This window comes from Streptomyces sp. NPDC103540 (genome assembly GCF_055584445.1).
Genome location: NZ_JBVJMA010000011.1, coordinates 1 through 25,421, shown reverse-complemented (window position 1 = coordinate 25,421; position 25,421 = coordinate 1). Strand labels below are relative to the sequence as shown.

General features: G+C 71.8%; 27 protein-coding genes. 9 read left to right on the top strand and 18 right to left on the bottom strand.

From position 1 onward, the window contains the following. Positions 1-17 precede the first annotated feature (17 nt). On the top strand, positions 18-1,793 hold the full coding sequence (gene argS, locus ACZ6ZI_RS25605; RefSeq protein ID WP_469524512.1) for an arginine--tRNA ligase: 1,776 nt from the start codon (positions 18-20) through the stop codon (positions 1,791-1,793). 170 nt (positions 1,794-1,963) lie between these two features. Next, complete coding sequence (locus ACZ6ZI_RS25600) at positions 1,964-2,761, top strand: VOC family protein (protein ID WP_469524880.1); 798 nt, start codon at positions 1,964-1,966, stop codon at positions 2,759-2,761. A gap of 75 nt (positions 2,762-2,836) precedes the next feature. Here the strand turns inward: ACZ6ZI_RS25600 and ACZ6ZI_RS25595 are convergent, their stop codons facing one another. After that, a complete protein-coding gene (locus tag ACZ6ZI_RS25595) occupies positions 2,837-3,607 on the bottom strand; it encodes a TetR/AcrR family transcriptional regulator (protein ID WP_469524510.1) in 771 nt (256 codons plus the stop codon). A 98-nt stretch (positions 3,608-3,705) separates the two neighbouring features. Between ACZ6ZI_RS25595 and ACZ6ZI_RS25590 the strand changes: the two genes are divergently transcribed. Beyond that, positions 3,706-4,632 carry an ATP-binding cassette domain-containing protein gene (locus ACZ6ZI_RS25590; RefSeq protein WP_469524508.1) on the top strand — a complete coding sequence of 309 codons (927 nt, stop codon included), beginning with the start codon at positions 3,706-3,708 and terminating at the stop codon, positions 4,630-4,632. After that, the gene (locus ACZ6ZI_RS25585) at positions 4,629-5,375 is read left to right on the top strand and encodes an ABC transporter permease (RefSeq protein WP_469524506.1); all 747 of its coding nucleotides are present in this window, start codon (positions 4,629-4,631) and stop codon (positions 5,373-5,375) included. Before ACZ6ZI_RS25590 ends, ACZ6ZI_RS25585 begins: the two co-directional genes overlap by 4 nt. 79 nt (positions 5,376-5,454) lie before the next feature. Here ACZ6ZI_RS25585 and ACZ6ZI_RS25580 read toward each other — a convergent pair whose 3' ends face one another. The 3 genes from ACZ6ZI_RS25580 to ACZ6ZI_RS25570 all read right to left on the bottom strand — a co-directional run bounded on the left by ACZ6ZI_RS25580 (position 5,455) and on the right by ACZ6ZI_RS25570 (position 7,296). Continuing rightward, positions 5,455-5,727 carry a DUF1876 domain-containing protein gene (locus tag ACZ6ZI_RS25580; RefSeq protein ID WP_363061457.1) on the bottom strand — a complete coding sequence of 91 codons (273 nt, stop codon included), beginning with the start codon at positions 5,725-5,727 and terminating at the stop codon, positions 5,455-5,457. Between the two features lie 89 nt (positions 5,728-5,816). Continuing rightward, positions 5,817-6,818, bottom strand: a complete 1,002-nt coding sequence (hemB, locus tag ACZ6ZI_RS25575) for a porphobilinogen synthase (protein ID WP_363061456.1) — start codon at positions 6,816-6,818, stop codon at positions 5,817-5,819. Between the two features lie 43 nt (positions 6,819-6,861). Further along, entirely contained in the window at positions 6,862-7,296 is a 435-nt protein-coding gene (locus ACZ6ZI_RS25570) for an ATP-binding protein (RefSeq protein ID WP_469524503.1), read from the bottom strand. Positions 7,297-7,408: 112 nt separating this feature from the next. On the opposite strand from ACZ6ZI_RS25570, the gene ACZ6ZI_RS25565 reads away from it, so the two are divergent. Together ACZ6ZI_RS25565 and ACZ6ZI_RS25560 are read left to right on the top strand one after the other, a co-directional pair. Further along, on the top strand, positions 7,409-8,233 hold the full coding sequence (locus ACZ6ZI_RS25565) for a helix-turn-helix domain-containing protein (protein WP_469524501.1): 825 nt from the start codon (positions 7,409-7,411) through the stop codon (positions 8,231-8,233). Next, positions 8,230-8,409: a DUF397 domain-containing protein gene (locus ACZ6ZI_RS25560; RefSeq protein ID WP_469524500.1), complete on the top strand. Its 180-nt coding sequence runs from the start codon at positions 8,230-8,232 to the stop codon at positions 8,407-8,409. The genes ACZ6ZI_RS25565 and ACZ6ZI_RS25560 overlap by 4 nt, the downstream gene beginning before the upstream one ends. On the opposite strand, the gene ACZ6ZI_RS25555 is transcribed toward ACZ6ZI_RS25560, so the two are convergent. The 6 genes from ACZ6ZI_RS25555 to ACZ6ZI_RS25530 form a co-directional block, all read right to left on the bottom strand. Continuing rightward, the gene (locus ACZ6ZI_RS25555; protein ID WP_469524499.1) at positions 8,387-8,836 is read right to left on the bottom strand and encodes a HEAT repeat domain-containing protein; all 450 of its coding nucleotides are present in this window, start codon (positions 8,834-8,836) and stop codon (positions 8,387-8,389) included. The two genes, ACZ6ZI_RS25560 and ACZ6ZI_RS25555, sit on opposite strands and share 23 nt — an antisense overlap. 50 nt (positions 8,837-8,886) lie before the next feature. Further along, positions 8,887-10,554 carry a bifunctional uroporphyrinogen-III C-methyltransferase/uroporphyrinogen-III synthase gene (locus tag ACZ6ZI_RS25550; RefSeq protein WP_469524497.1) on the bottom strand — a complete coding sequence of 556 codons (1,668 nt, stop codon included), beginning with the start codon at positions 10,552-10,554 and terminating at the stop codon, positions 8,887-8,889. Further along, positions 10,551-11,519, bottom strand: a complete 969-nt coding sequence (gene hemC, locus ACZ6ZI_RS25545) for a hydroxymethylbilane synthase (protein WP_469524495.1) — start codon at positions 11,517-11,519, stop codon at positions 10,551-10,553. Before hemC ends, ACZ6ZI_RS25550 begins: the two co-directional genes overlap by 4 nt. Further along, positions 11,516-13,207, bottom strand: a complete 1,692-nt coding sequence (locus ACZ6ZI_RS25540; protein WP_469524493.1) for a glutamyl-tRNA reductase — start codon at positions 13,205-13,207, stop codon at positions 11,516-11,518. The genes hemC and ACZ6ZI_RS25540 overlap by 4 nt, the downstream gene beginning before the upstream one ends. After that, entirely contained in the window at positions 13,204-14,043 is an 840-nt protein-coding gene (locus ACZ6ZI_RS25535) for a redox-sensing transcriptional repressor Rex (protein WP_469524491.1), read from the bottom strand. Before ACZ6ZI_RS25535 ends, ACZ6ZI_RS25540 begins: the two co-directional genes overlap by 4 nt. Before the next feature lie 273 nt (positions 14,044-14,316). Further along, positions 14,317-14,595 (bottom strand): glutaredoxin family protein, encoded by a 279-nt coding sequence (locus ACZ6ZI_RS25530; protein ID WP_469524489.1) that lies wholly within the window; start codon positions 14,593-14,595, stop codon positions 14,317-14,319. Positions 14,596-14,694: 99 nt separating this feature from the next. Between ACZ6ZI_RS25530 and ACZ6ZI_RS25525 the strand changes: the two genes are divergently transcribed. The 3 genes from ACZ6ZI_RS25525 (at position 14,695) to ACZ6ZI_RS25515 (ending at position 18,417) form a co-directional block, all read left to right on the top strand. Further along, complete coding sequence (locus tag ACZ6ZI_RS25525; protein ID WP_469524488.1) at positions 14,695-15,732, top strand: HAD family hydrolase; 1,038 nt, start codon at positions 14,695-14,697, stop codon at positions 15,730-15,732. Positions 15,733-16,087: 355 nt separating this feature from the next. Further along, positions 16,088-16,897: an ECF subfamily RNA polymerase sigma factor, BldN family gene (locus tag ACZ6ZI_RS25520; protein ID WP_363061437.1), complete on the top strand. Its 810-nt coding sequence runs from the start codon at positions 16,088-16,090 to the stop codon at positions 16,895-16,897. Positions 16,898-17,196: 299 nt separating this feature from the next. Then, a complete protein-coding gene (locus ACZ6ZI_RS25515; protein WP_469524487.1) occupies positions 17,197-18,417 on the top strand; it encodes a DUF5667 domain-containing protein in 1,221 nt (406 codons plus the stop codon). A 98-nt stretch (positions 18,418-18,515) separates the two neighbouring features. On the opposite strand, the gene ACZ6ZI_RS25510 is transcribed toward ACZ6ZI_RS25515, so the two are convergent. The 8 genes from ACZ6ZI_RS25510 to ACZ6ZI_RS25475 all read right to left on the bottom strand — a co-directional run bounded on the left by ACZ6ZI_RS25510 (position 18,516) and on the right by ACZ6ZI_RS25475 (position 25,245). Further along, positions 18,516-19,535, bottom strand: coding sequence for a lysophospholipid acyltransferase family protein (locus ACZ6ZI_RS25510; RefSeq protein WP_469524486.1), 1,020 nt, complete (start codon positions 19,533-19,535; stop codon positions 18,516-18,518). Further along, a complete protein-coding gene (locus ACZ6ZI_RS25505) occupies positions 19,535-20,584 on the bottom strand; it encodes an NAD-dependent epimerase/dehydratase family protein (protein ID WP_469524485.1) in 1,050 nt (349 codons plus the stop codon). Before ACZ6ZI_RS25505 ends, ACZ6ZI_RS25510 begins: the two co-directional genes overlap by 1 nt. A gap of 95 nt (positions 20,585-20,679) precedes the next feature. Beyond that, positions 20,680-20,778, bottom strand: coding sequence for a 30S ribosomal protein bS22 (locus tag ACZ6ZI_RS25500; RefSeq protein ID WP_003948845.1), 99 nt, complete (start codon positions 20,776-20,778; stop codon positions 20,680-20,682). 152 nt (positions 20,779-20,930) lie between these two features. Further along, on the bottom strand, positions 20,931-21,140 hold the full coding sequence (locus ACZ6ZI_RS25495; RefSeq protein WP_162688852.1) for a helix-turn-helix domain-containing protein: 210 nt from the start codon (positions 21,138-21,140) through the stop codon (positions 20,931-20,933). Between the two features lie 114 nt (positions 21,141-21,254). Beyond that, positions 21,255-22,085 (bottom strand): phosphatase, encoded by an 831-nt coding sequence (locus tag ACZ6ZI_RS25490; RefSeq protein WP_469524484.1) that lies wholly within the window; start codon positions 22,083-22,085, stop codon positions 21,255-21,257. Between the two features lie 92 nt (positions 22,086-22,177). Next, positions 22,178-23,329 (bottom strand): acetoin utilization protein AcuC, encoded by a 1,152-nt coding sequence (locus ACZ6ZI_RS25485; RefSeq protein WP_469524879.1) that lies wholly within the window; start codon positions 23,327-23,329, stop codon positions 22,178-22,180. After that, positions 23,301-24,548, bottom strand: coding sequence for an MFS transporter (locus tag ACZ6ZI_RS25480; protein WP_469524482.1), 1,248 nt, complete (start codon positions 24,546-24,548; stop codon positions 23,301-23,303). The genes ACZ6ZI_RS25485 and ACZ6ZI_RS25480 overlap by 29 nt, the downstream gene beginning before the upstream one ends. Before the next feature lie 43 nt (positions 24,549-24,591). Continuing rightward, complete coding sequence (locus ACZ6ZI_RS25475) at positions 24,592-25,245, bottom strand: HAD family hydrolase (protein WP_469524481.1); 654 nt, start codon at positions 25,243-25,245, stop codon at positions 24,592-24,594. Between the last annotated feature and the right edge of the window lie 176 nt (positions 25,246-25,421).

The following is a 25,421-nucleotide window of genomic DNA, read 5'->3' as shown; positions in this document are numbered from 1 at the left end:
CACAGGAACGGCAGCTCATGGCATCGGTCCCTTCCCTCGCTTCCTCCGTCGAACAGCGCGTCGCGGACGCCCTCGCCTCCGCTCTGCCGGAGGCCGGCGCCGCCGACCCGCTGCTGCGACGAAGCGACCGGGCCGACTTCCAGGCCAACGGCATCCTGGCGCTCGCGAAGAAGGCCAAGGCCAACCCGCGCGAGCTGGCGACGACCGTGGTCGAGGGCATCCCGACCGGTGACGGCGACCTGATCAAGGAGATCGAGGTCTCCGGGCCCGGCTTCCTGAACATCACGGTCTCCGACCGGGCGATCGTCGAGACCCTGGCGGCCCGCTCCGCCGACGACCGGCTCGGCGTGCCGCTGTCGCCGACGGCCGGCACCACGGTGATCGACTACGCGCAGCCGAACGTGGCCAAGGAGATGCACGTCGGTCACCTGCGTTCCGCGGTGATCGGCGCGGCCATGGTCGAGATCCTGGAGTTCACGGGCGAGAAGGTGGTGCGTCGTCACCACATCGGCGACTGGGGCACCCAGTTCGGCATGCTGATCCAGTTCCTGCTGGAGCACCCGCACGAGCTGGACCACGAGTCGGAGGAGGAGGTCTCCGGCGAGGAGGCCATGTCCAACCTGAACCGCCTCTACAAGGCCTCGCGGGCCCTGTTCGACTCGGATGAGGAGTTCAAGACGCGGGCCCGTGCCCGGGTGGTGGACCTCCAGGCCGGGGACCCCGAGACGCTGGCGCTGTGGCAGCGGTTCGTCGACGAGTCGAAGATCTACTTCTACTCGGTCTTCAACAAGCTGGACATGGACATCCAGGACCCGGACGTGGTCGGCGAGTCCGGCTACAACGACATGCTGGTCGAGACCTGCAAGCTGCTGGAGGAGTCGGGCGTGGCCGTCCGTTCCAACGGCGCGCTGTGCGTGTTCTTCGACGAGTACAAGGGCCCGGACGGCAACCCGACGCCGCTGATCGTGCAGAAGTCGGACGGCGGCTTCGGCTACGCCGCCACCGACCTGTCGGCGATCCGTGACCGCGTCGGCGCGCTGGAGGCCGACACGCTGATCTACGTCGTGGACGCGCGCCAGTCGCTGCACTTCAAGATGGTCTTCGAGACGGCCCGCCGCGCCGGTTGGCTGAACGAGGACGTCAAGGCCGTGCAGCTGGCCTTCGGCACGGTCCTCGGCAAGGACGGCAAGCCGTTCAAGACCCGTGAGGGCGAGACGGTCCGTCTGGTCGACCTCCTGGACGAGGCGGTGGACCGGGCCACGGCCGTCGTCCGGGAGAAGGCCGAGAAGGTGGGCCTGACGGAGGCGGAGATCGTCGAGAACGGCCAGTACGTGGGCATCGGTGCCGTGAAGTACGCGGACCTGTCGACCTCGGCGGCTCGTGACTACAAGTTCGACCTGGACCAGATGGTCTCGCTGAACGGCGACACCTCCGTGTACCTCCAGTACGCCTACGCCCGTATCCGCTCGATCCTGCGCAAGGCGGGCGAGCGCCGGCCGGCCGCGCACCCGGAGCTGGAGCTGGCGCCGGCCGAGCGCGCGCTGGGCCTGCACCTGGACGGCTTCGGCGCGCTGATCGGCGAGGCCGCGGCGGAGTACGCCCCGCACAAGGTGGCGGCGTACCTCTACCAGCTGTCCTCGCTGTTCACGACGTTCTACGACCAGTGCCCCGTCATCAAGCCGGAGCCGGAGCTCGCGGTCGGTGAGAACCGCCTGTTCCTGTGCGACCTGACCGCCCGCACGCTCTCGAAGGGCATGTCCCTGCTGGGCATCCGCACCCCCGAGAAGCTCTGACGCACGCCCGACGGCCCCCGGCGCACCCGCGCCGGGGGCCGTCGGCGTTCCCGGGGCCGGGGGCGCGGGAGGAACGGTTCACCCGTACGGCTCGATTTCGCCGTCGGAGCCCGGGTAGGGGACGGCCCGTCCTTCCCCCGAGCGTCATCCCGGAGGCATCCGTGCCCGACATGAACGGCCCCTACAAGCCCGGCACCCCGTGCTGGATCGACCTGATGGTCCCCGATCAGCAGGCCGCCCTCGACTTCTACCGCGACCTGTTCGGTTGGCAGGGCGAGGTCGGTCCCGCCGAGCAGGGCGGGTACGCGGTCTGCACCCTCAAGGGCAAGCCGGTCGCCGGGATCATGAAGGCGATGAACCCGGACGGTTCGATCCCCGACCCGCTGCCCCCGACGGTGTGGACGACGTACCTGTCGACGGACTCCATCGACTCCACCGCCAAGTCCGTCACCGACGCCGGCGGCACGGTCATGATGGGTCCGATGGACGTCATGGACCTCGGCCGGATGGCCGTGATCGCGGACCCGACGGGGGCCGTCGTCGGCCTGTGGGAGGCCGGCACCTTCGACGGGGCGGGCATCGTCAACGAGCACGGCGCGCTGATCTGGAACGAGCTGACCACCCCGGACCTGCCGGCCGCGTCCGCGTTCTACTCCTCGATCCTGCCGGTGACCACGCACCGCTCCGAGATGCCCGGCGCCGAGGACTACATCGAGTTCCAGGTCGCCGGTCGCGCGGTGGGCGGGATGATGGACATGGCCAAGATGCCGCCGGGGGTGCCCCCGCACTGGCAGCCGTACTTCCACGTGGACAGCGTGGACGACGTACAGGCCGCGGCCGTCCGCGCCGGCGCCACCGTCCTGGCCCCGGCGTTCGACATGGTGGCGGGCCGGATGGCGGTCCTGGCCGACCCGCAGGGCGGGGCGTTCTCGATCATCACCTCGTCGACGCAGGAGGACCCGGCCTGACGTCGGCCTCCGCCGTCGTCCACAGCCTGTGGACCCCGCGGGCCGTGGACGGTCCCGCGCGCCGAGCCGATCCGCTCAGCGCGCGGGCGACCGCCCGTCGATCAGCGCGGCCAGGCCGTCGAGGATGCGGTCCAGGCCGAAGCGGAACTGGAAGTCGGGCTCGTCGGAGCCGGTGAAGGCGTCGGATTCCAGCAGCCGGGTCACCGCGGGGTGGGTCTCGGGGCCGGTGAGCAGGCGCAGGGTGCGGACGTACTGTCCGAGCACCTGGTCCGGGCGGACGCCGGACTTCACGATGGCCTCCATCATGTCGGCGGCCATGACGGCCTCGTTGCGCACGAGGCCGCCGATCAGGATGATCGTCGAGATCTTCTCGCCCTCCTTCAGGGCGGCGCCGGCCATCGAGGCGAGCCCCCGCTCCATCCAGGCGAGGTGGTTGGGGCTGAGCGGTGCCCCGGTGATGGGGATGCGCAGGATCCAGGGGTTGGCCATCAGCACGGCCCGCTGGTCGTGCGCCCACCGCGTCAGCCGTTCCCGCCAGCCCCAGTCGGCGGCCTCGGGCGGCAGCGGCGGCGGGGCGCCCACGCCCGCGTCCGACATCAGGATGTGCAGCTCCTCCTTCGCCGTGACGTAGCGGTAGAGCGACATGGTGGAGACGCCGAGTTCCTTGGCCACGCGGCCCATGGAGACGGCGTCCATGCCCTCGGCGGCGGCCAGGGCCACGGCCGCGTCGACGATCTTCGGCAGGGTGAGGGTGGGGCGGGGGCCCTTGCCGGGGCGTTCGCGCAGGCCCCAGGCCATTTGCAGGCTCACCGGGAGCCCGGTTTCGTCCGGTTGGTCCTTCTCCATGTCGCCCCTCCCCTCTCGTCTCGTTGACCCACATCCTAGTTCTGTGTATTACTTACACAGAAGCGTGTAACCCATACGCAGAAGGGATTCGTGTCCCCGTGACGACGAACGACCACGCCCTGTACGCCTCCGCCCTGACCAAGTCCTACGGCGAGACCCGCGTCCTCGACGGCCTCGACCTGGCCGTCCCCCGCGGCTCGGTCCTCGCCCTCCTCGGCCCCAACGGCGCGGGCAAGACCACCACCGTCCGCATCCTCGCCACCCTCACCGCGCCCGACTCCGGGACCGCCCGCGTCGCCGGCCACGACATCGCGGGCGCCCGCACCCGGGTACGCGAACGCATCTCCCTCACCGGCCAGTTCACCGCCCTGGACGACCTCCAGACCGGCACCGAGACCCTGCGCATGGTCGGCCGGCTCGCCGGGCTCTCCGCCCGCGACGCCGCCGCGCGCGCCGACGGACTCGTCGAACGCTTCGGACTGTCGGAGGTCGCCGACCGCCTCGCCAAGACCTACTCGGGCGGCATGCGCCGCCGCCTGGACCTCGCCGCGAGCCTCGTCACCCGCCCCGAGGTCCTCTTCCTCGACGAGCCCACCACCGGCCTCGACCCCCGCAGCCGCGCCGAACTCTGGGACGTCGTACGGGAACTGCGCTCCGACGGCACCACCGTCCTGCTCACCACCCAGTACCTGGAGGAGGCCGACCGGCTCGCCGACCGCGTCACCGTCCTCGACTCCGGCCGCGTCGCCGCCGAGGGCACTCCCGCCGAGCTCAAGGCCCGCGTCGCCGGCCACCGCCTCGACCTCACCCTGACCAGCCGCACCGCCTACGAGGCCCTCGCCGCCCGCGCCGTCCACCACGACCCCGACGCGCTCACCCTCGGCCTGCCCACCGACGGCAGCGCCGCCCACGTACGGGCCCTGCTCGACGAACTCGACCCCGACCGCACCGCCGTCGACCGCTTCGCCCTGCGCGGCGCCACCCTCGACGACGTCTTCCTCGCCCTGACGGGAGCCGCCCGATGACCGCCACCGCCCTCACCATGGCCGGCCGCAGCCTGCGCGTCAGCCGCCGCAGCCCGGACGCGATCATCGCCGCCCTCATGCTGCCGATCATGCTGATGCTGATCTTCGTCTACTTCTTCGGCGGGGCGATCGACACCGGCACCACCTACGTCACCTACGTGGTCCCCGGCGCCATGCTGCTCTGCGCGGGCTTCGGCGCCGCGAGCACCGCCGTGAGCGTCGCCCACGACATGCACAGCGGAGCCATCGACCGCTTCCGCTCCCTGGACGTCGGCGGCGTACCCCTCCTGGCCGGCCACGTCACGGCCTCCGTGGTGCGCAACCTCGTCTCGACGACCCTCGTCCTGGCCGTCGCCCTCGCCATCGGCTTCCGCCCCCAGGCCTCGGCCGCCGCCTACCTCGCCGCCGCCGCACTCCTCGTCGCGTACATCACGGCCATCTCCTGGCTCGCGGCCGCCCTCGGACTGCTCGCCCGCACCCCCGAGGCCGCCGGCGGCTTCACCTTCCTGATGATGTTCCTGCCCTACCCGTCGAGCGCCTTCGTCCCCATCGACACCATGCCGGGCTGGCTCCACGGCTTCGCCGACCACCAGCCCCTGACCCCGGTGATCGAGTCCCTGCGCGCGCTCCTGCTCGACCAGCCCGCCGGCAACACCCCGTGGACGGCCCTCACCTGGTGCGCGGGCATCCTGGTCGGCTCCGTGGCCCTGACCCTCGTCCTCTTCCGCCGGCGCACGCGCTGAGCGCGCGCCCGCGACCCGCACACGCTGACGCGCGGACCGACCGCGCGTCAGCGCCAGTGGTGTGCGACGGGTCGGACGGTCAGCGGGTCAGCGGGTACGAGTGCTTGCCCGTGGCCTCGTCGATCTCCCCGTGCGCCTTCGACAACAGCTGCGACGCCAGGTCCATCAGCGCCCGCGAACCGGCGATCTCCTCACCGACCCGCAACTGTTCCGGGTCGGAGGGGTGGCGCATCGCGTACCCCTTCGCCCGCATCTCGGAGCCGTCGGCGAGCCTGAGCATCGCCGCCGCGTTCGTACGGTGGCCGTCCTCGGTGAACTCCATCTCGACGTGCCAGCCTGCGAGAGTGGGCATGGCGGATCACCTCCACAGTGGGCCTCTGCCTCCAGGGTGCGCCCGCGCCGACGCCGACGCACCCCCGGGAGCCCACCGCGGGACGGCGCTCAGCGCTCGGCGCGCAGCCAACCGGCGACCTCGGTCGCCCAGTAGGTGAGGATCGTGTCCGCGCCCGCCCGCTTGATCCCGAGCAGCGTCTCCATGATCGCCCGGTCGCGCTCGATCCAGCCCTTCTCGGCGGCGGCCTCGATCATCGCGTACTCGCCGCTGATCTGGTACGCCGACACCGGCACGTCCACGGCCTGCGCGACCCGGTGCAGGATGTCCAGGTAGGGGCCGGCGGGCTTGACCATGACCATGTCGGCGCCCTCCTCCAGGTCCAGCGCCAGCTCCCGCAGGGACTCGCGCGCGTTCGCCGGGTCCTGCTGGTAGGTCTTGCGGTCGCCCTGGAGGGAGGAGGCGACGGCCTCACGGAAGGGGCCGTAGAAGGCGGAGGAGTACTTGGCGGTGTAGGCGAGGATCGCCACGTCCTCGTGACCCGTCTCGTCCAGCGCGTCACGGACCACGCCGACCTGGCCGTCCATCATGCCGCTCGGCCCCACCACGTGGACGCCCGCGTCGGCCTGGACCTGCGCCATCTCCGCGTACCGCTCCAGCGTCGCGTCGTTGTCCACGCGGCCGTGCTCGTCGAGGACCCCGCAGTGGCCGTGGTCGGTGTACTCGTCCAGGCACAGGTCCGACATGATGACGAGGTCGTCGCCGACCTCCGCCTTCACGTCGCGGATCGCGACCTGGAGGATCCCGTCCGGCTCGGTGCCGGCGGTGCCCCGCGCGTCCTTGTTCTCGTCGGCCGGCACGCCGAAGAGCATGATCCCCGACACGCCCGCCTCGACGGCCTCCACCGCCGCCTTGCGCAGCGTGTCCCGGCTGTGCTGGACCACGCCCGGCATCGCCGAGATCGGCAGCGGCTCGGAGATGCCCTCCCGGACGAACGCCGGGAGGATCAGGTCCGAGGGGTGCAGCCGGTACTCCGCCACCATCCGCCGCATGGCCGGGGTGGTGCGCAGCCGGCGGGGCCGGGAGCCGGGGAAGGATCCGTACGCGCTCATCTTCAGTCGCCTCTTCGAGCTTCGACAGCAGTCGCCACCCAGCCTAGAGGCCGCCCGGGGTCGGCCCCGTACCGGACGCCCCGTCCCCGAACTCCGCCCACACCACCTTGCCCGGCACCCTCGTCCCGACCCCCCACCGGTCCGCGAGGGCCGCCACCAGCAAAAGCCCCCGCCCGCCCTCGGACCCCGGATCCCGGTCCTCGATCCGGGGCCGCCCGCCCCCGCTGTCGTGCACCTCGACCCGCACCACCCCCTCGAACCGCAGCATCCGCACCCGGTACCCGCGCCCGGGCGGAACGCCGTGCAGCAGGGCGTTGGTGGCCAGCTCGCTCACGCACAGCAACACCTCGTCGCGGTGGCGTGTGACACCCCACGCGTGCAGTGTCTCTGCGGCGAACTCCCTGGCCGAGCGGACGGATTGACGGCTGCGGGGATAGAACCGCTCGCGCAGCAGGGCGGGTTGGATTTCCACGTTCACGGGGCGATCGTCGCGGTGCGTGACTAGCGTGGGGAAGGTCGGGAACCCGTACTCCTTGATGAGTACGGGTCCGTACCGGCATCCCTCGTACCCGTCCGGGGAGTTCACAGGCATGCCACCACGCAAGAGGCCCCGGCCCAACGAAACCGCGCTGAGGATGGTCGGCGCTCTGGTCGCCACCGCGCGAACCGCCAAGGGCCTGACGCAGCGCGCCTTCGCGGAAGAGCTGCACATGAACGTCGAGACCATCGCCTCGATCGAGCAGGGCCGACGGACCCTTGTACCGGAGGTCGCCGAGGATATGGACCGCGTCCTCGGCTTGCCGGGCCTGCTGACCGTCGCGGCGAACAAAATGCCGGCGGTCGACGTGACCCCGCCCTGGGTGGAGGAGTACTTCGCCTACGAGGCCGAGGCTCTCGCCATGTACATGTACGAAGCCGGGGTCGTGCCCGGTCTGCTTCAGACAGAGGAATACGCCCGCGCCCTTTTCGGCTGCCGCATCCCGTACTGGGGCGAGGAGAACATCGAACTTCAAACGGCACTCCGCATCAAGCGGCAGAAAATCCTCTACCGCGACACCCCGCCCACCTTGAGCTTCATCATCGGGGAAGCGGCTCTACGCGACCGCATCGGCGGCGACCACGTACGACGCGGACAGCTACGCCACCTGCGCGCATGCGCCGACCGTCCCACGATCTCACTCCAGGTCCTGCCTCTCGGACTCCTTGGTCACGCAGGTCTCGCCGGGTCGTTCACCCTGCTGGAAACGCCCGATCGCCAACATGTCGCGTACTCCGAGAACCAGCGCGTCAGCTTCGTCATCCGGTCCCCCGATGAGGTCGGTATCCTCACGCAGAAGTACGCGATGCTGCGGTCACAAGCCCTCAACATCACTGCTACGAAAAGCCTGTTGGACCGGCTGCTAGGAGAGTCATGACCGTCCCCCTGAAGTGGTTCAAGTCCAGCTACAGCAGCGACGAGGGCGACACATGCGTCGAGATCGCCACCTGCACCCACGCCGTCCACGTCCGGGACTCCAAGGTCACCGACGGCCCCACCCTCGCCCTCGCGCCGGAGGCCTGGGTCGACCTCACCCGTTGGGTGCGTTCCTGAGCCTCCAGCGCCACAGGCCGTCCGCGCGTTGGTCGTCGTCGTGGTCCGGGCCGAGTGGGCCCACGCGGGCGTAGGCGTCCGGGGTGCGGGGGTCGTCGCGCAGGGACAGTCCGAACGCGGCCTCCAGACGCATCGTTTGGTCCTGCGCGTCCAGGAGCGGGACCAGCAGGGCCGTGACGGCCGGTGTCCGGTCGAGGGACGTGGCCAGTGAGGCCGCCACCGCATGTCGTACGGCCCGCCGCGGATCGCGGAGCAGGTCGGCGAGGACGGCCCGGGTCCCGGTGGTGGTGTAGCCGGAGGCAAGGACGTCGCCGGCGGCGGCCCGTACCGCCGCCCCCGCGTCCCCGCCGAGCAGCGCCCCGCACGCCGCCGGGGAGCCCCCCTCGACGATCCGTACCGCCTCGTCCGGGTCCATGGTCTCGAACATGCCACGGGGCCGGGTGCGCTCGGCACCCGGCCCCGTGGGGACGCGGAACGTCAGGTCGTACGGCGGCGGCGGGCGCCGGGACGGCGCTCGCTGGGGCGGGCCACCGATTCGCCGGCCTCCTTGGCCGCCTCGCGGCGGGCCTCGCCGTACGCGGCCAGCGCCTCGGCCAGCTTCGAGACCGACGGCTCCGGCGACAGCACGTCCACGCGCAGGCCGTGCTCCTCCGCCGTCTTGGCCGTCGCCGGGCCGATGCAGGCGATGACGGTGACGTTGTGCGGCTTGCCGGCGATGCCGACGAGGTTGCGCACCGTGCTCGACGAGGTGAACAGCACCGCGTCGAAGCCGCCGCCCTTGATCGCCTCGCGGGTGTCCGCCGGCGGCGGCGACGCGCGCACGGTCCGGTAGGCCGTGACGTCGTCGACCTCCCAGCCCAGCTCTATCAGGCCCGCCACCAGCGTCTCGGTGGCGATGTCGGCGCGCGGCAGGAAGACGCGGTCGATCGGGTCGAAGACCGGGTCGTAGGGCGGCCAGTCCTCCAGCAGCCCGGCGGCCGACTGCTCGCCGCTCGGCACCAGGTCCGGCTTCACGCCGAACTCGATCAGCGAGGCGGCCGTCTGCTCGCCCACCGCGGCGACCTTGATGCCCGCGAAGGCGCGCGCGTCGAGACCGTACTCCTCGAACTTCTCCCGGACCGCCTTGACGGCGTTGACCGAGGTGAAGGCGATCCACTCGTAGCGGCCCGTCACCAGGCCCTTGACCGCCCGCTCCATCTGCTGCGGGGTGCGCGGCGGCTCCACGGCGATGGTCGGCACCTCGTGGGGCACCGCGCCGTACGAACGCAGCTGGTCGGAGAGCGAAGCGGCCTGCTCCTTGGTGCGCGGCACGAGCACCCGCCAGCCGAACAGCGGCTTCGACTCGAACCAGGCCAGCTCCTCGCGGCGCGCGCTCGCGCCCTGCTCGCCGACCACGGCTATCACCGGACGCGAGCCCTCGGGCGAGGGGAGCACCTTGCCCTGCTTGAAGACCTGGGCGATCGTGCCCAGCGTCGCGCACCAGGTGCGCTGCCGGGTCGTCGTACCGCCCACGGTGACCGTCAGGGGGGTCTCGGGGCTGCGGCCCGCCGACACCAGCTCGGCGGCCGCGGCCGAGACCGTCTCCAGGGTGGCGGAGACGACGAGGCTGCCGTCGCTGGCGCCCACCTCGCTCCAGCAGCGGGCCGAGGCCGTCCGGGCGTCCACGAAGCGCACGTCCGCGCCCTGCTCGCCGCGCAGCGACACACCCGCGTACGCGGGCACGCCGACGGCGGTGGCGACACCGGGGACCACCTCGAAGGGGATGCCCGCGTTGGCGCAGGCCAGCATCTCGCCGGCCGCGTTCCCGTCGAGCCCGGGGTCGCCCGTGACGGCACGGACGACCCGCCTGCCGGCGCGCGCGGCCTCCATGACAAGATTGGCGGCGTCGCGGATCACCGGGACCCCGGCGGCTGCTGACGCCTCGTCAGCGACCGTCAGCTGCGGCGTGTCGACGCCCGCGCGCGCGTGGGTGCGTACGACGTCGAGCACGTCCGGCTCGGCGATCAGTACGTCCGCGGCGGTGAGCGCCTCGACGGCGCGCAGCGTCAGCAACCCCGGATCGCCGGGGCCGGCACCGAGGAAGGTGACGAGCCCCTGGGCGGCGACGGCCGGGAAAGCGGAGGTGGTGGGGCTTGAGGGCTTCAAAGGGATCGCTCCCCCATCAGACCGGCCGCGCCCTTGGCCAGCATCTCGTCCGCGAGTTCACGGCCGAGCGCCATGGCCTCGTCGTACGACTGGGGCACGGAACCGGTGGTGGACAGCTGCACCAGCGTCGAGCCGTCGAGGGTTCCGACGACGCCGCGCAGGCGCATTTCATTGACAGTCTGGCCGTCGGCCAGCAGGTCGGCGAGCGCCCCGACCGGTGCGCTGCAACCGGCCTCCAGGGCCGCGAGCAGGGAGCGCTCGGCGGTCACGGCGGCCCGGGTCATCGGGTCGTCGAGCCGGCCGAGGGCCGCGATCAGTTCGGCGTCCGAGGCGAGGCACTCGACGGCGAGGGCGCCCTGACCGGGGGCGGGCAGCACGTTGTCGACCGCCAGCAGGTCGGTCGCCTCGTCGCCGCGGCCGATCCGGTTGAGGCCGGCTGCGGCCAGGACGACCGCGTCGAGCTCGCCGGCGCGGACGAACCCGATGCGGGTGTCGACGTTGCCGCGGATGGCGACGGTCTCGATGGACTTGCCCAGGCTGCGCGCGTAGGCGTGCAGCTGCGCGGTGCGGCGCGGCGAGCCGGTGCCGACGCGGGCGCCGTCGGGCAGCTGCTCGAAGGTCAGGCCGTCGCGGGCGACGAGCGCGTCGCGCGGGTCCTCGCGCTTCGGCATGGCCGCGACGACCAGCTCGGCGGGCTGGGTGGTCGGGAGGTCCTTCAGCGAGTGCACCGCGAAGTCGACCTCGCCGCGCACGAGCGCGTCGCGCAGCGCGGTGACGAACACACCGGTGCCGCCGATCTGGGCGAGGTGCTCGCGGGAGACGTCACCGTAGGTCGTGATCTCCACGAGTTCCACGGGCCGGCCGGTGACCGCCCGGACCGCCTCGGCGACGTGCCCGGACTGGGACATGGCCAGCTTGCTGCGTCGCGTGCCAAGCCGGAGGGGCTGGTCGGGACGTGTGTTCATGATGCCCGTCCTGGGTCGTCGGTCTTCGGATCGGCCGCGTCCGCCCGGCTGACGGATGCCACCGTCTGAGGGTCGAGGTCGAAGAGTTCGCGCAGCGCCTCGGCGTACCCGGCGCCGCCGGGCTCGCTGGCGAGCTGCTTGACGCGCACGGTCGGCGCGTGGAGGAGCTTGTCGACGACGCGGCGCACGGTCTGGGTGACCTCCGCCCGCTGCCGTTCGTCGAGGTCGGGGAGCCGCCCGTCGAGCCGTGCCACCTCCATGGCGACGACCTCGGCGGCCATCGCCCGCAGGGCGACGACGGTGGGCGTGATGTGCGCGGCCCGCTGGGCGGCGCCGAAGGCGGCCACCTCCTGGGCGACGATGCCGCGTACGGCGTCCACGTCGGCGGCCATCGGCGCGTCGGCGGAGGCCTCGGCGAGGCTCTCGATGTCGACGAGCCGTACGCCGGGCACGCGGTGCGCGGCGGCGTCGATGTCGCGGGGCATGGCCAGGTCCAGCAGGGCCAGGCGTACGGCGGTGCCGTTCACGCTGCTGCGGACGGCCCGGCGGGGCCGGCTCTGCGCGGCGGCCTCGCCCTGGTCGGCCCAGGCTCCGTGGAGTTCGAGGGAGCCGGCGTCGACGCCGGTCAGCGCGGCCCGGCCGTCGCCGGCCGGTGCCTCGACGGGGCATCCGTCGCGGTCGGCGCCGGGTGCGATGGTGCGGGCCACTCCGGCGTCGGCCAGGCGAACCCCGGCCTGGGAGGCGGCGGCGAGCCGGGCCACGACGGCGGCGTCGACGAGGGCGCCGCCGGCGGCCGGGGACTCGGGCGCGCGCGGCGCGGGGGGAGCCTCGTGGGCGAAGGCCGCCGCGTCGACGCCGGCCACCGCGGCCGCGACGTCGTCGCCGGTCAGGACCAGTCCGGTGGCGCCCGTACAGGACACCACCACGTCAACACGTGTCAGCTCGTCGGCGACCGAGGCCATCGGCACGGAACGCGCCGACACCCCAGTGCCTGAGGCAACCAGAATCTCGACGAGTCGGTCCGCCCGCTCGGCGGTGCGGTTGGCCACCACGATCTCGGCGACGCCCACCCGCGCCAGCGTGGCGGCGGCGAGCGAGGACATCGACCCGGCGCCGATCACCAGCGCCCGCTTGCCCGCGGCCCACTCGGCCACCGGACGGTGCGCGGCGAGCTGTTCCAGCCCGAAGGTCACCAGCGACTGCCCGGCCCGGTCGATGCCGGTCTCCGAGTGCGCCCGCTTGCCGACCCGCAGGGCCTGCTGGAAGAGGTCGTTGATCAGCCGGCCCGCCGTGTGGAGCTCCTGCCCCAGCGCCAGCGCGTCCTTGATCTGGCCGAGGATCTGGCCCTCGCCGACCACCATCGAGTCCAGTCCGCACGCCACCGAGAACAGGTGGTGCACCGCCCGGTCCTCGTAGTGCACGTACAGGTAGGGGGTCAGTTCCTCCAGGGCGACGCCGCTGTGCTGCGCGAGCAGCGTGGACAGCTCGGCGACACCGGCGTGGAACTTGTCGACGTCCGCGTACAGCTCGATGCGGTTGCACGTGGCGAGGACGGCCGCCTCGGTCGCCGGCTCGGTGGCCAGCGTGTCGTGCAGCAGCTTCACCTTGGCGTCGACGGACAGGGAGGCCCGCTCCAGCACGCTCACGGGCGCGCTGCGGTGGCTCAGGCCCACTACGAGCAGACTCATGCCGGCATCACCGCCGGCACGTCGCCCTCGGGACCGCCCTTGCGGGCGGCCGCGGCGGCCCGGCCGGCCGGGGGCTCGACGGCGGCCGCGGGGGCGGCGCCCGTACCCGAACCGGTACCGGCGGGGGCGGCCTCGGCCTCGGCGGCGCCGGGGGCACCGCCGGCCGCGGCCTCCTCGCCGGCCTTGCGCTGCTCGTGGAAGGCCAGGATCTGGAGCTCGATCGACAGGTCGACCTTGCGCACGTCCACGCCGTCCGGGACGGACAGCACGGTGGGCGCGAAGTTCAGGATGGAGGTCACGCCGGCGGCGATGAGCCGCTCGCTCACCTGCTGGGCCGCGCCGGCCGGGGTCGCGATGACGCCGATGGAGACGCCGTTCTCCTCGATGATCTTTTCGAGGTCGTCGGTGTGCTGCACGGGCATGCCGGCGACCGGCTTGCCCGCCATCGCCGGGTCGGCGTCGATGAGCGCGGCCACGCGGAAGCCGCGCGAGGCGAAACCGCCGTAGTTGGCCAGGGCGGCGCCCAGGTTTCCGATGCCGACGATGACGACCGGCCAGTCCTGGGTCAGCCCGAGCTCGCGGGAGATCTGGTAGACGAGGTACTCGACGTCGTAGCCGACGCCGCGGGTGCCGTAGGACCCGAGGTAGGAGAAGTCCTTGCGCAGCTTCGCCGAGTTCACGCCGGCGGCGGTCGCGAGCTCCTCGGAGGACACCGTGGGGACCGATCGCTCGGACAGCGCCGTGAGGGCGCGCAGGTACAGCGGAAGCCGGGCGACAGTGGCCTCGGGAATACCTCGGCTGCGGGTCGCCGGTCGGTGAGTTCGGCCAGTTGCCACGATGCTCCTGCGGGATGAGCGGGGCTGCAGGCGGCCAGTTGTCCCAGGACCGCCCCGTCGAATGCAGGCTATGTCTTTGTGAACGCGTGCACAAAGATTGTGTCCGCTTTGTCCGAGCAAAGTGACCGGGGTCACGCGTACCGGGTACGGAACCCCGGAACCGAGAACGGCCCGAACCCGTTCAAATCCCGAAGGGGGCAAAACCGCACACACTCCTCATCGATACGCCCCCGAGTCCCCATAAATCGCCCATGATGGTAACGGTCGGGACGGTCAGGCTCCCAATGCGCGGCGCAGCCGGTCGGGGTTCACCCTCCAGAAGGTGTGTTGTTCGCCGTCGACCAACACCACCGGGATCTGCTCCCAGTGGAGGCGGTACAGCTCCTCGTCCTGCGAGATGTCCTTCTTCTCCCACCGCGCCCCGGTCTCGGCGCAGATCTTCTCGATCATTTCCTGGGCGTCGTCGCAGAGGTGACAGCCCGGCTTCCCGATGAGCGTCACCAGCCGCTCCTCGGGACGCTTCTTTTCCTTACGGCGCAGCAACGGAGTCATGTCCTCATTGTCCCGCCCCGCAGGGCGGGCCCCGAAGAGTTAACCGCTCCGTTTCCCGGCGGTTCGGGAAGTCCCGAACACAATGGCTATGCTCGCGTCATGGCCGCTCCCGGATGGCTCACCCCCCGTAGGCGCTCCGCCACCGCGCGGAGCGTGCTGGCAGGCGAGGCCTCGGCCGAAGCCGCCCGCAAGACCGCCCTCACGGCGGCGGACACCGCCCCACCGGGCACCGAAGCCCTGCCCGACGCCGCGCCGTACCCCGCCGACCTCGACTCCATCGACACCGCCGAGGCCCTCGACGAGGTCCTCGACGGCCTGGCCGAAGAGGCCGCCGAGTCCGACGAGCCGGAGTTCCCGGTCCCCGGCGACGACCTCGCCGCCGCCTTCTTCGACCTCGACAACACCGTCATGCAGGGCGCCGCGATCTTCCACTTCGGCCGCGGCCTCTACAAGCGCGAGTTCTTCCGCCGCCGCGAACTGGCCCGCTTCGCCTGGCAGCAGGCCTGGTTCCGGCTCGCCGGCGTCGAGGACCCCGACCACATGCAGGACGCCCGCGACAGCGCCCTGTCCATCGTCAAGGGCCACAAGGTCAGCGAACTCATGGCCATCGGCGAGGAGATCTACGACGAGTACATGGCCGAGCGGATCTGGCCGGGCACCCGCGCCCTCGCCCAGGCCCACCTCGACGCCGGTCAGAAGGTCTGGCTCGTCACGGCCGCCCCCGTCGAGACGGCCACGATCATCGCCCGCCGCCTCGGCCTCACCGGCGCCCTGGGCACCGTCGCCGAGTCCGTCGACGGGGTCTACACCGGCCGACTGGTCGGCGAACCGCTGCACGGCCCCGCCAAGGCCGAGGCGGTCCGCGCCCTGGCCGCCGCCGAGGACCTCGACCTCGCGCGCTGCGCCGCGTACTCCGATTCGCACAACGACATTCCGATGTTGTCGCTGGTCGGACATCCGTACGCGATCAATCCCGACACGAAACTGCGCAAGCATGCCCGCGCCAACGACTGGCGACTGCGCGACTACCGCACCGGCCGCAAGGCCGTGAAGGTCGGCGTCCCGGCCGCCGCCGGCGTCGGCGCCATCGCGGGCGGCACGGCCGCCGCCATCGCCCTGCACCGCCGCCGCAAGTAGCGACGCCGCACGTGAGGACGCCGGGCCCGCCCCCGCAGGGGGGCCGCCCGGCGTTCATTCGCTCACCTCTACCCGCGCCGTGGGCGCGGCACTCCGGCATGCCCGACTCGGTCGGGAGCCACCGTGGAAGCGTCCATTCCGTGCATGCAAGTGATCAAGAATCGATCACCAACCAGATCTGAATATGCCCTGGACACGCAACAGAAGTGTCGGAACCGGTGATTTCAGCAACTGGGTGTAGCGCTGCCTGTACGAAGCGTTATTCTCCTCAAACGCATGCCACCGCCCATCTGTCGCCACGACGGGTGAACGGTCCCGCACTGCACGTGATGGAAGCTCTGCCTCTGGGAGTCCCGTGTACCCACCTGTCGGGGTTGACGCCTCGGGCCTGGCTACGCTGCGCGCAACGGTCCTCGACCACCTGCGTGGCTTCGTCCCCACCGCGTACGCCGTCCCCGCCCTCGCCGCCGCGATCCCCGCCGGACCCGGCCCGGCCGGCCCTTGCTACGCCCTCACCGACGGCGGAGCGACGGTGGGCAGACGCGGTCGCACGGGCGGCGCGAGCGCCGGCGGCGGCACGAGCGCCCCCACCGCACGCCGCCCCACCGCGGACAGCGACCAGGCCCGCATGATGGACCTGGTCGAACGCGCCCAGGCCGGCGAGGCCGAGGCCTTCGGCCGCCTCTACGACCAGTACAGCGACACGGTGTACCGCTACATCTACTACCGCGTCGGGGGCAAGGCGACCGCGGAGGACCTCACCAGTGAGACCTTCCTGCGCGCGCTGCGCCGCATCTCCACCTTCACCTGGCAGGGCCGCGACTTCGGCGCCTGGCTGGTGACCATCGCCCGGAACCTGGTGGCGGACCACTTCAAGTCCAGCCGCTTCCGGCTGGAGGTCACCACCGGCGAGATGCTCGACGCCAACGAGGTGGAGCGCAGCCCCGAGGACTCCGTCCTGGAGTCCCTCTCCAACGCGGCACTGCTCGAAGCCGTACGGAAACTGAACCCGCAACAGCAGGAGTGCGTCACCTTGCGCTTCCTCCAGGGCCTCTCGGTCGCCGAGACCGCCCGCGTGATGGGGAAGAACGAGGGCGCCATCAAAACGCTCCAGTACCGGGCGGTGCGCACCCTGGCCCGCCTGCTGCCGGACGACGCCCGCTGACCGGCCCCGGCCCCGCCGGCCCGGTCCACCACCCCGAGCCGAACCCACACCCATGCCCCTGTCGCCACCCATGCCACCACGACAAACAACCTCACATACGGTGACCCTTCGATGACGCTGTGGTCCGATCATCCTTCGTCCGTAACCCAAGTGCCGCGCCGCTCGTTGTGCGGAATGCAGGCTCCCTTTGGACACGCCCTGCCCGAAGCCGCTCACCCGAAAGTGTGGATGTGCTCAAGGAAGGCAACCTTCCGGACACCTTGGGGAGTCGATCGTCATGACGAGAGGAGGTGCCGCCAGTGATCGCGAACGTGACTCCGCACCGGCGGGCGAACGCCTTCGCCCAGGCCCTGGAGGATCGGACCCCGTCCGACCCCTCCGCACCGGACCCGGCGGCCGAGCAGTCCGAGGCACCTGCCGAACCTGCCGACCACGACCGGTTGTTGGCCCTGGCGAACGTACTCGGCGAAAGAATGCCGCGCCCGGTGCTGGACCCCGAGGTCAAAGTGGTGCAACGAGCGCAGCTCGTCGCCGCCATGGAGGCCATGGTGATGGAGCAGAGGGCGGGAGGCGGTGCCGCCGAGGACCCTCTGGTGCCCGAGCAGCGGACCGGCCGCGGCGCCCACCGGGCGACCTCGCTCCGGAAATTGCGGCCCCGCTCCCGCTGGTCCAAGGGCATCGCAGCGGGAGGCCTCACCGTGGGTGTGGCCGCAGGGGCCTTCAGCGGAGTGGCCGCTGCCAGCACGGACGCCCTGCCGGGTGACTCCCTCTACCCCATCAAACGGGGCATGGAGGATCTCAAGCTGGGCATGGCCGACGAGGATTCGGACCGGGGCGAGCTCTACCTCGACCAGGCCTCGAACCGGCTGTCGGAGGCGCGCAGGCTGATGGAGCGCGGGCGCACGGGCACCCTGGACCACGAGTCCCTGGGCGCGATCCGCCGTGCGCTGGCGGGCATGAAGCACGACGCGACGGAGGGCCACCGGCTGCTCCAGGCGGCGTACGAACGGGACGGCTCGCTCGGCCCGATCCAGGCCCTGTCCTCGTTCTCCCGCTCGCACCGCGACGCGTGGGGCCGACTGCGGTCCAACCTGCCCCCGCAGCTCACGGACGTCGGGGACCAGGTGTCCTCGGTCTTCCAGGCCATAGACGATGACGTGGCGCCGCTCCAGGGCCTGTTGCCCAAGCCGCCGGAGCAGTCCCGCGGCTCGTCGTCGACGCCCCGACCCAGCGCGCCCGCGACGGGACAGCAACAGCAGCCCCCACCGGCCGCCGACGCGCCCGCCGCCCCGGCCACCCCCGCGGCGCCCAGCCCCTCCACCGGCAGCCGGCCCCCGGCGCAGCAGGGCGGAGGCGGTCTCCTGGGCGGTACGGGCGACCTCCTGCACCCCCCGGCCCCCGGCCAGTCCGCGCCGCCCACCTCGGCGACCCCGGACCACCCGAAGCCGGACATCACCCTCCCGCCGCTCCTCCCGGGCCTCCTCCCGGGCCTGGGCATCCAGGCGGAGGACGCGGAGTAGGTCGCGGTGCACGAAGCGCCGGCGGGGCCCCAGGCCCCGCCGGCGCTCACCCGTGTGCGAAAACGCCCCTCAGGGGAACGTCCCTCGGGAGACGTTCCTCAGAAGAACACCGACCGCCGCTGCACCAGCAACTTGTAGAGCGTGTGCTGGATCTGCTCCCGGACCTGGTCCGTCAGGTTGAACATCAGCATCGGGTCCTCCGCGGCCTCCGCCGCGTACCCGTCCGTCGGGATCGGCTCCCCGAACTGGATCGTCCACTTCGTCGGCAGCGGCACCGCCCCCAACGGCCCCAGCCACGGGAACGTCGGCGTCACCGGGAAGTACGGCACCCCCAACAGCCGGGCCACCGTCTTCGCGTTGCCGATCATCGGATAGATCTCCTCCGCGCCCACGATCGAGCAGGGCACGATCGGCGTCCCCGCCCGCAGCGCCGTCGAGACGAACCCGCCCCGCCCGAAGCGCTGGAGCTTGTAGCGCTCACCGAACGGCTTCCCTATCCCCTTGAAGCCCTCGGGCATCACCCCGACCAGCTCCCCGGCCTCCAGCAGCCGCTGCGCGTCCTCCGCGCACGCCAGGGTGTGACCGGCCTTGCGCGCGAGTTCGTTCACCACCGGCAGCATGAACACCAGGTCCGCCGCGAGCAGCCGCAGGTGCCGCTCCGCCGGGTGGTGGTCGTGCACGGCGACCTGGAGCATCAGCCCGTCCAACGGGAGCGTCCCCGAATGGTTGGCGACGATCAGCGCGCCGCCCTCCTTCGGGATGTTCTCGATGCCCTTGACCTCGACCCGGAAGTACTTGTCGAACAGCGGCCGCATCAGGGACATCAGGACCTGGTCCGTCAGCTCCTTGTCGTAACCGAAGTCGTCGACCTCGTAGTCGCCGGTGATCCGCCGACGCAGGAACGACAGCCCGCCGGCGATCCGCCGGTCCCAACCACCGCCCCGCGCGGACCCGCCCGCCGCCTCCACGGACTCCACGGACTCCTCGGGCTCCTCGGGCGCGGCGGCGGCCCGCGGGGCGCTCTCGGGGGCAGGGGGCGGCACCGCCCGCACCGCACGTGCGGGACCCCGGCGGCGCGGCCGGTCCTCGTCGAACGGGATGACCTTGGCGTCCGCCACTATCGCTCCACTCCCTCGTCCACCTTCAGCAACCCCGCCACCCGGTCCACGGCCCGCCCCACCCGCTCCGGCGGCAGCAGCCCGGTCCCCCGGCTGCGTGCGAAGTCCGTGAACGTCTCGGCCGTCGTGTACATCGGGTCGAAGCCCAGTGTGTCGCGCATCTGCGTCGTCTCCACGACCCGCCCGTGCGTCAGCAGCCGGATCTGCTCGGGCGAGAAGTCCGTCGCCCCCACCGCGCGCAGCGCGTGGCCCACCCACGTCACCGCGGGCAGCACCAGCGGCACCGTCGGCCGTCCGAGCCGGCGCGAGCACTGGGACAGCAGCAGGACGCCGTCGCCCGCGATGTTGAAGGTGCCGCTGTTCAGCGTCCCGCGCCGCGGCTCCCCGGCCGCCAGGCGCAGCACGTCCACCACGTCGTCCTCGTGCACGAACTGGAGCCTCGGGTCGTAGCCGAGGACCGTCGGCATGACCGGCATGGAGAAGTAGTCGGCGAGCGCCGAGTCCGCGTAGGGCCCCAGGATGTTCGCGAAGCGCAGCACGCACACCGCCACGTCCGGCCGCCTGCGGGCGAACCCGCGCACGTAGCCCTCGACCTCGGCGGCGTCCTTGGCGAAGCCGGCCGACGGCAGCGACTTCGGCTGGGTGGTCTCGGTGAAGACGGCCGGATCCCGCGCCGTGCCCCCGTACACACTGGTGCTGGACTTCACGACGAGCCGTCGTACGGTCGGGGACTTCTGGCAGGCCCCGAGGAGCTGCATCGTCCCGATGACGTTGGTCTCCTTGACGGTGCTGCGCGCACCGGGAGCCCCCGCACTGCCTCCGGTGACCGCCAGATGGACCACCGTGTCCACGGCGTGCTCCGCGAGGACGCGGGCGATCGCCGACTGTCTGATGTCCGTGCGCACGAACTCGGCGGAGCCGAGTCGGTGCGGCGGGCTCACCGCGTCGACCGCGATGACCCTGTCCACGTCCGGGTCCCGCTGGACGCGGCGCACGAAGCGGCCCCCCAGCGCTCTGGCTGCCCCGGTGACGAGCACGACCTTCCCCACGAGCTCAGCGCCTCCCTCGAAGAAGTACCCCGGCTGCACCGCAGCCCCCCCACCAGGATGGTGGAGGGGCTGCGGAGAACACGTACAGCTACCGTTTACTTCTTGTTACGGCGCTGGACGCGGGTGCGCTTGAGCAGCTTGCGGTGCTTCTTCTTGGCCATCCGCTTACGCCGCTTCTTGATAACAGAGCCCACGACTACCCTCGCTCACTTCTCGGAACATCCCCGCGCCAGCGGGGATCGGTGCGGGGCGTCTGGGCCCACACGACCTACGTCGGCCTAGCCTACCCGCCCGAAGTCCGAGCTTGTAATCCGAGGGCCCCCGTAGGTTGCCCTGAGCCTCACTCTCAGGCCGACTCCACCCCCACGAAGGACTCCCGGAGGTACTCGTGGACCGCGTTTTCGGGGACCCGGAAGGACCGGCCCACCCGGATCGCGGGCAGATGACCGTTGTGCACCAGCCGGTACACGGTCATCTTCGACACTCGCATCACCGAGGCGACCTCCGCCACGGTCAGGAACTGAACCTCACTGAGAGGCCTCTCGCCAGCAGCCATGACACACCTTGACCTTCCGCGCATGACGGGCACCGGCTTCCCCTCCGGTTACTCCTCGTCGTCGCACGCTCACTCCCCAGAGTAGGGGCGCGTGATACGAGTGGGGAAGAGGAGCTACGGCCACTCCTGACGCCCCGGCAGGTTCGCGCGTCGAAGGACATACCCCGTGAGGGGCCGGTACGACTCCGGGCGCACCCCGTCATCAAGCGGAACCGTCACCGCCACCCGCCCCTCGGCCTCCCCCACGAACAGCGCGGGATCATCCGTATCGGCCAGCCCGATCGCATCGATACCCAGCTGACCTGCACCGCAGACCCAACCGTGGTCCCCAACCACCAGCTCCGGCAACGGCTCGCCGGCATCCACCGACGCCCCGAGAGCGACCCGAACCGGCAGCGGGGAATGGGTGTGTGCGCCGGTGACACTCCCGGCCCCACGCGCGCCGGGTTCCCGCACCAGTGCGACCCCCCGTACGTAATCGATGCGGTGCGTACGTACGCCGAACCGGGTCGCCATGTCGACATGGACCCCCCGCGCCGGAGTGAGGACAACACATCCCGCCGCCGACACCGCACGGGCCAAAGCGGCGTAGAAGCCCAGGAGCCGATGCGGGTGTCCCGTACCGAACAACACCGGCGACCGCGCCCGCACCGCCGCCCCCAACCGCTCCCCGAACGCCTCCAGGGCCGCGACCGTCAGCTCCGGATCGATCACGTCCGGCCCGCTGACGTGCGCGGGATCACCCGACACCCCGCACTTGTCCGCCATCAGCCCCAACAGTGCACCCTCGTCCCAGACCCGTACCGGATCCAGCCCGAGCAGCACCCGCGGATCCCGCGCGGCGAACAGACGGTAACTGCGCAGGCTCTCCTCCCGCGTCGTCGCGACGGGCCCGGCCAGACGGGCGGCCAGCAGATGCGCACGCAGCGCGCCGGTGCTCAACACCCTCCGATGCTGCCGCACGACACCTGGCGGTTCATCAATTCCACGCGACCGCCCCACAGTTGGCGTAACGAACCGATCCGCCCGACGACCCCTCAGGTCAGCATCCCCCGCAACGGGAACACCGCCCGCCGCGTCGCCAACACCGCCTGGTCGATCCGATCGGCCGGATCATAACCCTCCTCCCAGTCCCGCCACTCCACCGTCCGCCCGTCCGTCATCCGCGCCGGCGCGAGCTGCCGCGTCCGCGCGTACACCTCGTCCCGCCACTCCCGCGGCACCTCCGACGCCGGATCCACGGGCCGGTGCGCGGCGATGCCCACCAGGTGCGTCCACGACCGCGGAACGACGTCCACCACCGCGTAGCCCCCGCCGCCGAGCGCCAGCCACCGCCCGTCCGCGTACGCGTGCGCCAACCGGTGACAGGCCTCCTGGACCTCCCGCTGCGCGTCCAGCGACACCGCCAGGTGCGCGAGCGGATCCTCGAAGTGCGTGTCGGCCCCGTGCTGGGTCACCAGCACCTGCGGCCGGAAGTCCTCCAACAGCTCCGGCACCACCGCGTGGAACGCCCGCAGCCACCCCTCGTCACCCGTCCCGGCCGGCAGCGCCAGGTTCACGGCGCTCCCCTCGGCCGCGCCCCCACCGGTCTCCTCGGGCCAACCCGTCTGCGGGAACAGCGTCCGCGGATGCTCGTGCACCGACACCGTCAGCACCCTCGGGTCGTCCCAGAACGCCGCCTGCACCCCGTCCCCGTGGTGCACGTCCACGTCCACGTACGCGACCCGCTCCGCCCCCAGCTCCAGCAGCCGCGCGATCGCGAGCGCCGCGTCGTTGTACACGCAGAAACCCGCCGCACCGCCCGGCATCGCGTGGTGCAGGCCCCCCGCGAAGTTCACCGCGTGCCCGCCCGGCTCCCCGTGCCAGAGCGCCTCCGCCGCCGCCACCGACTGCCCCGCGATCAGCGCCGAGGCCTCGTGCATCCCGTGGAACGCCGGATCGTCGGTGGTCCCGAGCCCGTACGAGCCGTCCGCCACACCGGGATCCGCCGACACCTCCCGCACCGCGTCCACGTAGTCCTCGCGGTGGACCAACCTCAGCGTGGAGTCCCCGGCCGCGGGCGCCGCCCGCACCTCCATCTCCCGGTCCAGCCCGAAGGCCCGTACCAGGCCCATGGTCAGGGCAAGACGCACCGGGTCCATCGGATGGCTCGGTCCGAAGTCATACCTCGTTACCGCCTCGTCCCACATCAACAACCCGGTCACCGGCTCGCCGCTCATGCCGCACACGGTATCGGGCGCCGTCCGCGCCGAACGAGCGGGTCGACACCAGCGTCACCAGCACCAGGACCATCGGCACCAGCATCGCCGCGCGGTAGCTCCAGACGTCCCCGATCGCCCCCACCAACGGCGAACCGATCAGGAAACCCACGTAGTTGAAGATGTTCAGCCGGGCCACCGCCGTGTCCGAGGCCCCCGGGAAGAGCCGGCCCGCCGCGGCGAAGGTCTGCGGCACGATCACGCACAACCCGACGCCCAGCAACGTGAACCCCAGCATCCCCACCCACGCCCCCGGCGCGGACGCCACCACCGCGAAACCACCGGCCGCCACCACCGACCCCGCCCGCACCACGGCCACCGCCCCGAACCGACGCACCCCGAGGTCCCCCACGGCCCGCCCGATCAGCGTCGTCACCATGTACACGTTGTAGGGGACCGTCGCCAGTTGCTCCGAGCTCCCCAACACGTCCTGGAGGTACTTGGCACTCCAGTTCGCGACCGTCGAGTCCCCGATGTACGCGCACGCCATCACCAGGCACAGCGGCAGCAACAACCTCCCCCCGCCGGCGCCCAGCCCCTTCTCCTGCTCCGCCCCCCGGGGTCCCCCGCCCCCGTCGACGGCGTCCACGTAGGCCCGGCTCCCCACGAACGCGAGCGGCAGCAACACCGCCACCGCCGGCAGGTACCCCGCCAACAGGCTCAGGTGCCAGTGCGCCCCGACCCACGCCGCGGACGCCCCCAGGATCCCGCCGAGGCTGTACGAGGCGTGGAAACCCAGCATGATGCTGCGCCCGTACGCCCGCTGGAGGCTCACGCCCAGCATGTTCATCGAAGCGTCCAGCGCCCCCACCGCGAGCCCGAACACCCCGAGCGCGAGCGCCACGTGCCACATCCGCTCGCCGGCCCCCACGCCCAGCAGCGCCAACAGCACCACGGGCTGCGCCCACCGCAGCACGACACTGGGCGCGACCCGCTTCACCAGGTGCTCGGTGGCCACACTGGAGACCCCGGCGAGGATCGGCACGGCAGCAAGGAAGGCGGGCAGCAGCCCGTCGGATATCCCGTACCGGTCCTGGATCGCCGGGATCCGCGTCACGAGCAGCGCGAAGGCGACGCCCTGCACGAAGAAGCCGAACCCCAGTGCGCCGCGCCCGCGCCGCAGCCGTGCATCACGTGCCTCAACCGTCATGGCGGCACAGCGTAGGGCCCGGCCCTACCCGTGGGTAGAGAGATCACACGCCCAATCCGAGGAGGGGGTAGAGCTCCTTCATCTCCCCGAAGCAGGCGGTGGCACCGGCGAGTCCCTCGGCGGGCGTCATGGAGGTGAAGCCGAGGACGTCCATCCCGGCGGCCCGCGCGGCCTCCACCCCGAGGGGGCTGTCCTCGATGACCACGCACCGCGCGGGGGCTACGCCCATCATGTCCGCAGCGTGCAGGAACAGGTCCGGCGCCGGCTTCCCCTTGCCCACGTCCTCGGCGCTGAAGATCCACTCCTCTTCGAACCACTCCCCGAGTCCGGCACCGCTCTGGCCGGCGCGGATCCGCGCGTGGCTCCCGGAGGAGGCCACGCAGTACGGGATCCCCAGCGCGGAGAGTTCTCCCAGCAGTTCCGTCACACCGGGGACGGCCCGCACCTCCCGCTCGAACGCCGCCGCCACCCGCTCCTGGAGGGTGTGGTCGAACTCCTCGGGCAGCCGCCGCCCGGTCCGCTCGTAGACCAGGTCGTGCACCCGGTGCACGGCGGCGCCCATGTAGTCCCGCAGGGACTCCTCGTACGTCGTCGGGAAGCCCAGCTCCGTCAGGTACGTGGCGAGGATGGAGTTCGCGAGCGGCTCGCTGTCCACGAGGACGCCGTCGTTGTCGAAGATGACCAGCTCATAGCCCATCGGCCCAGCGTACGAGTCGTCAGCTCAGGTTCACGGCAAGCTCGTACCGGTAAACGGTGGAACCTGCGGCCGGCCCGGGCACCTACCTGGCCGTAAACGCAGAAAAGCCCCGCACCATAAGGTGCGGGGCTTTCCCACAATGATTGTTCGGCGGCGTCCTACTCTCCCACAGGGTC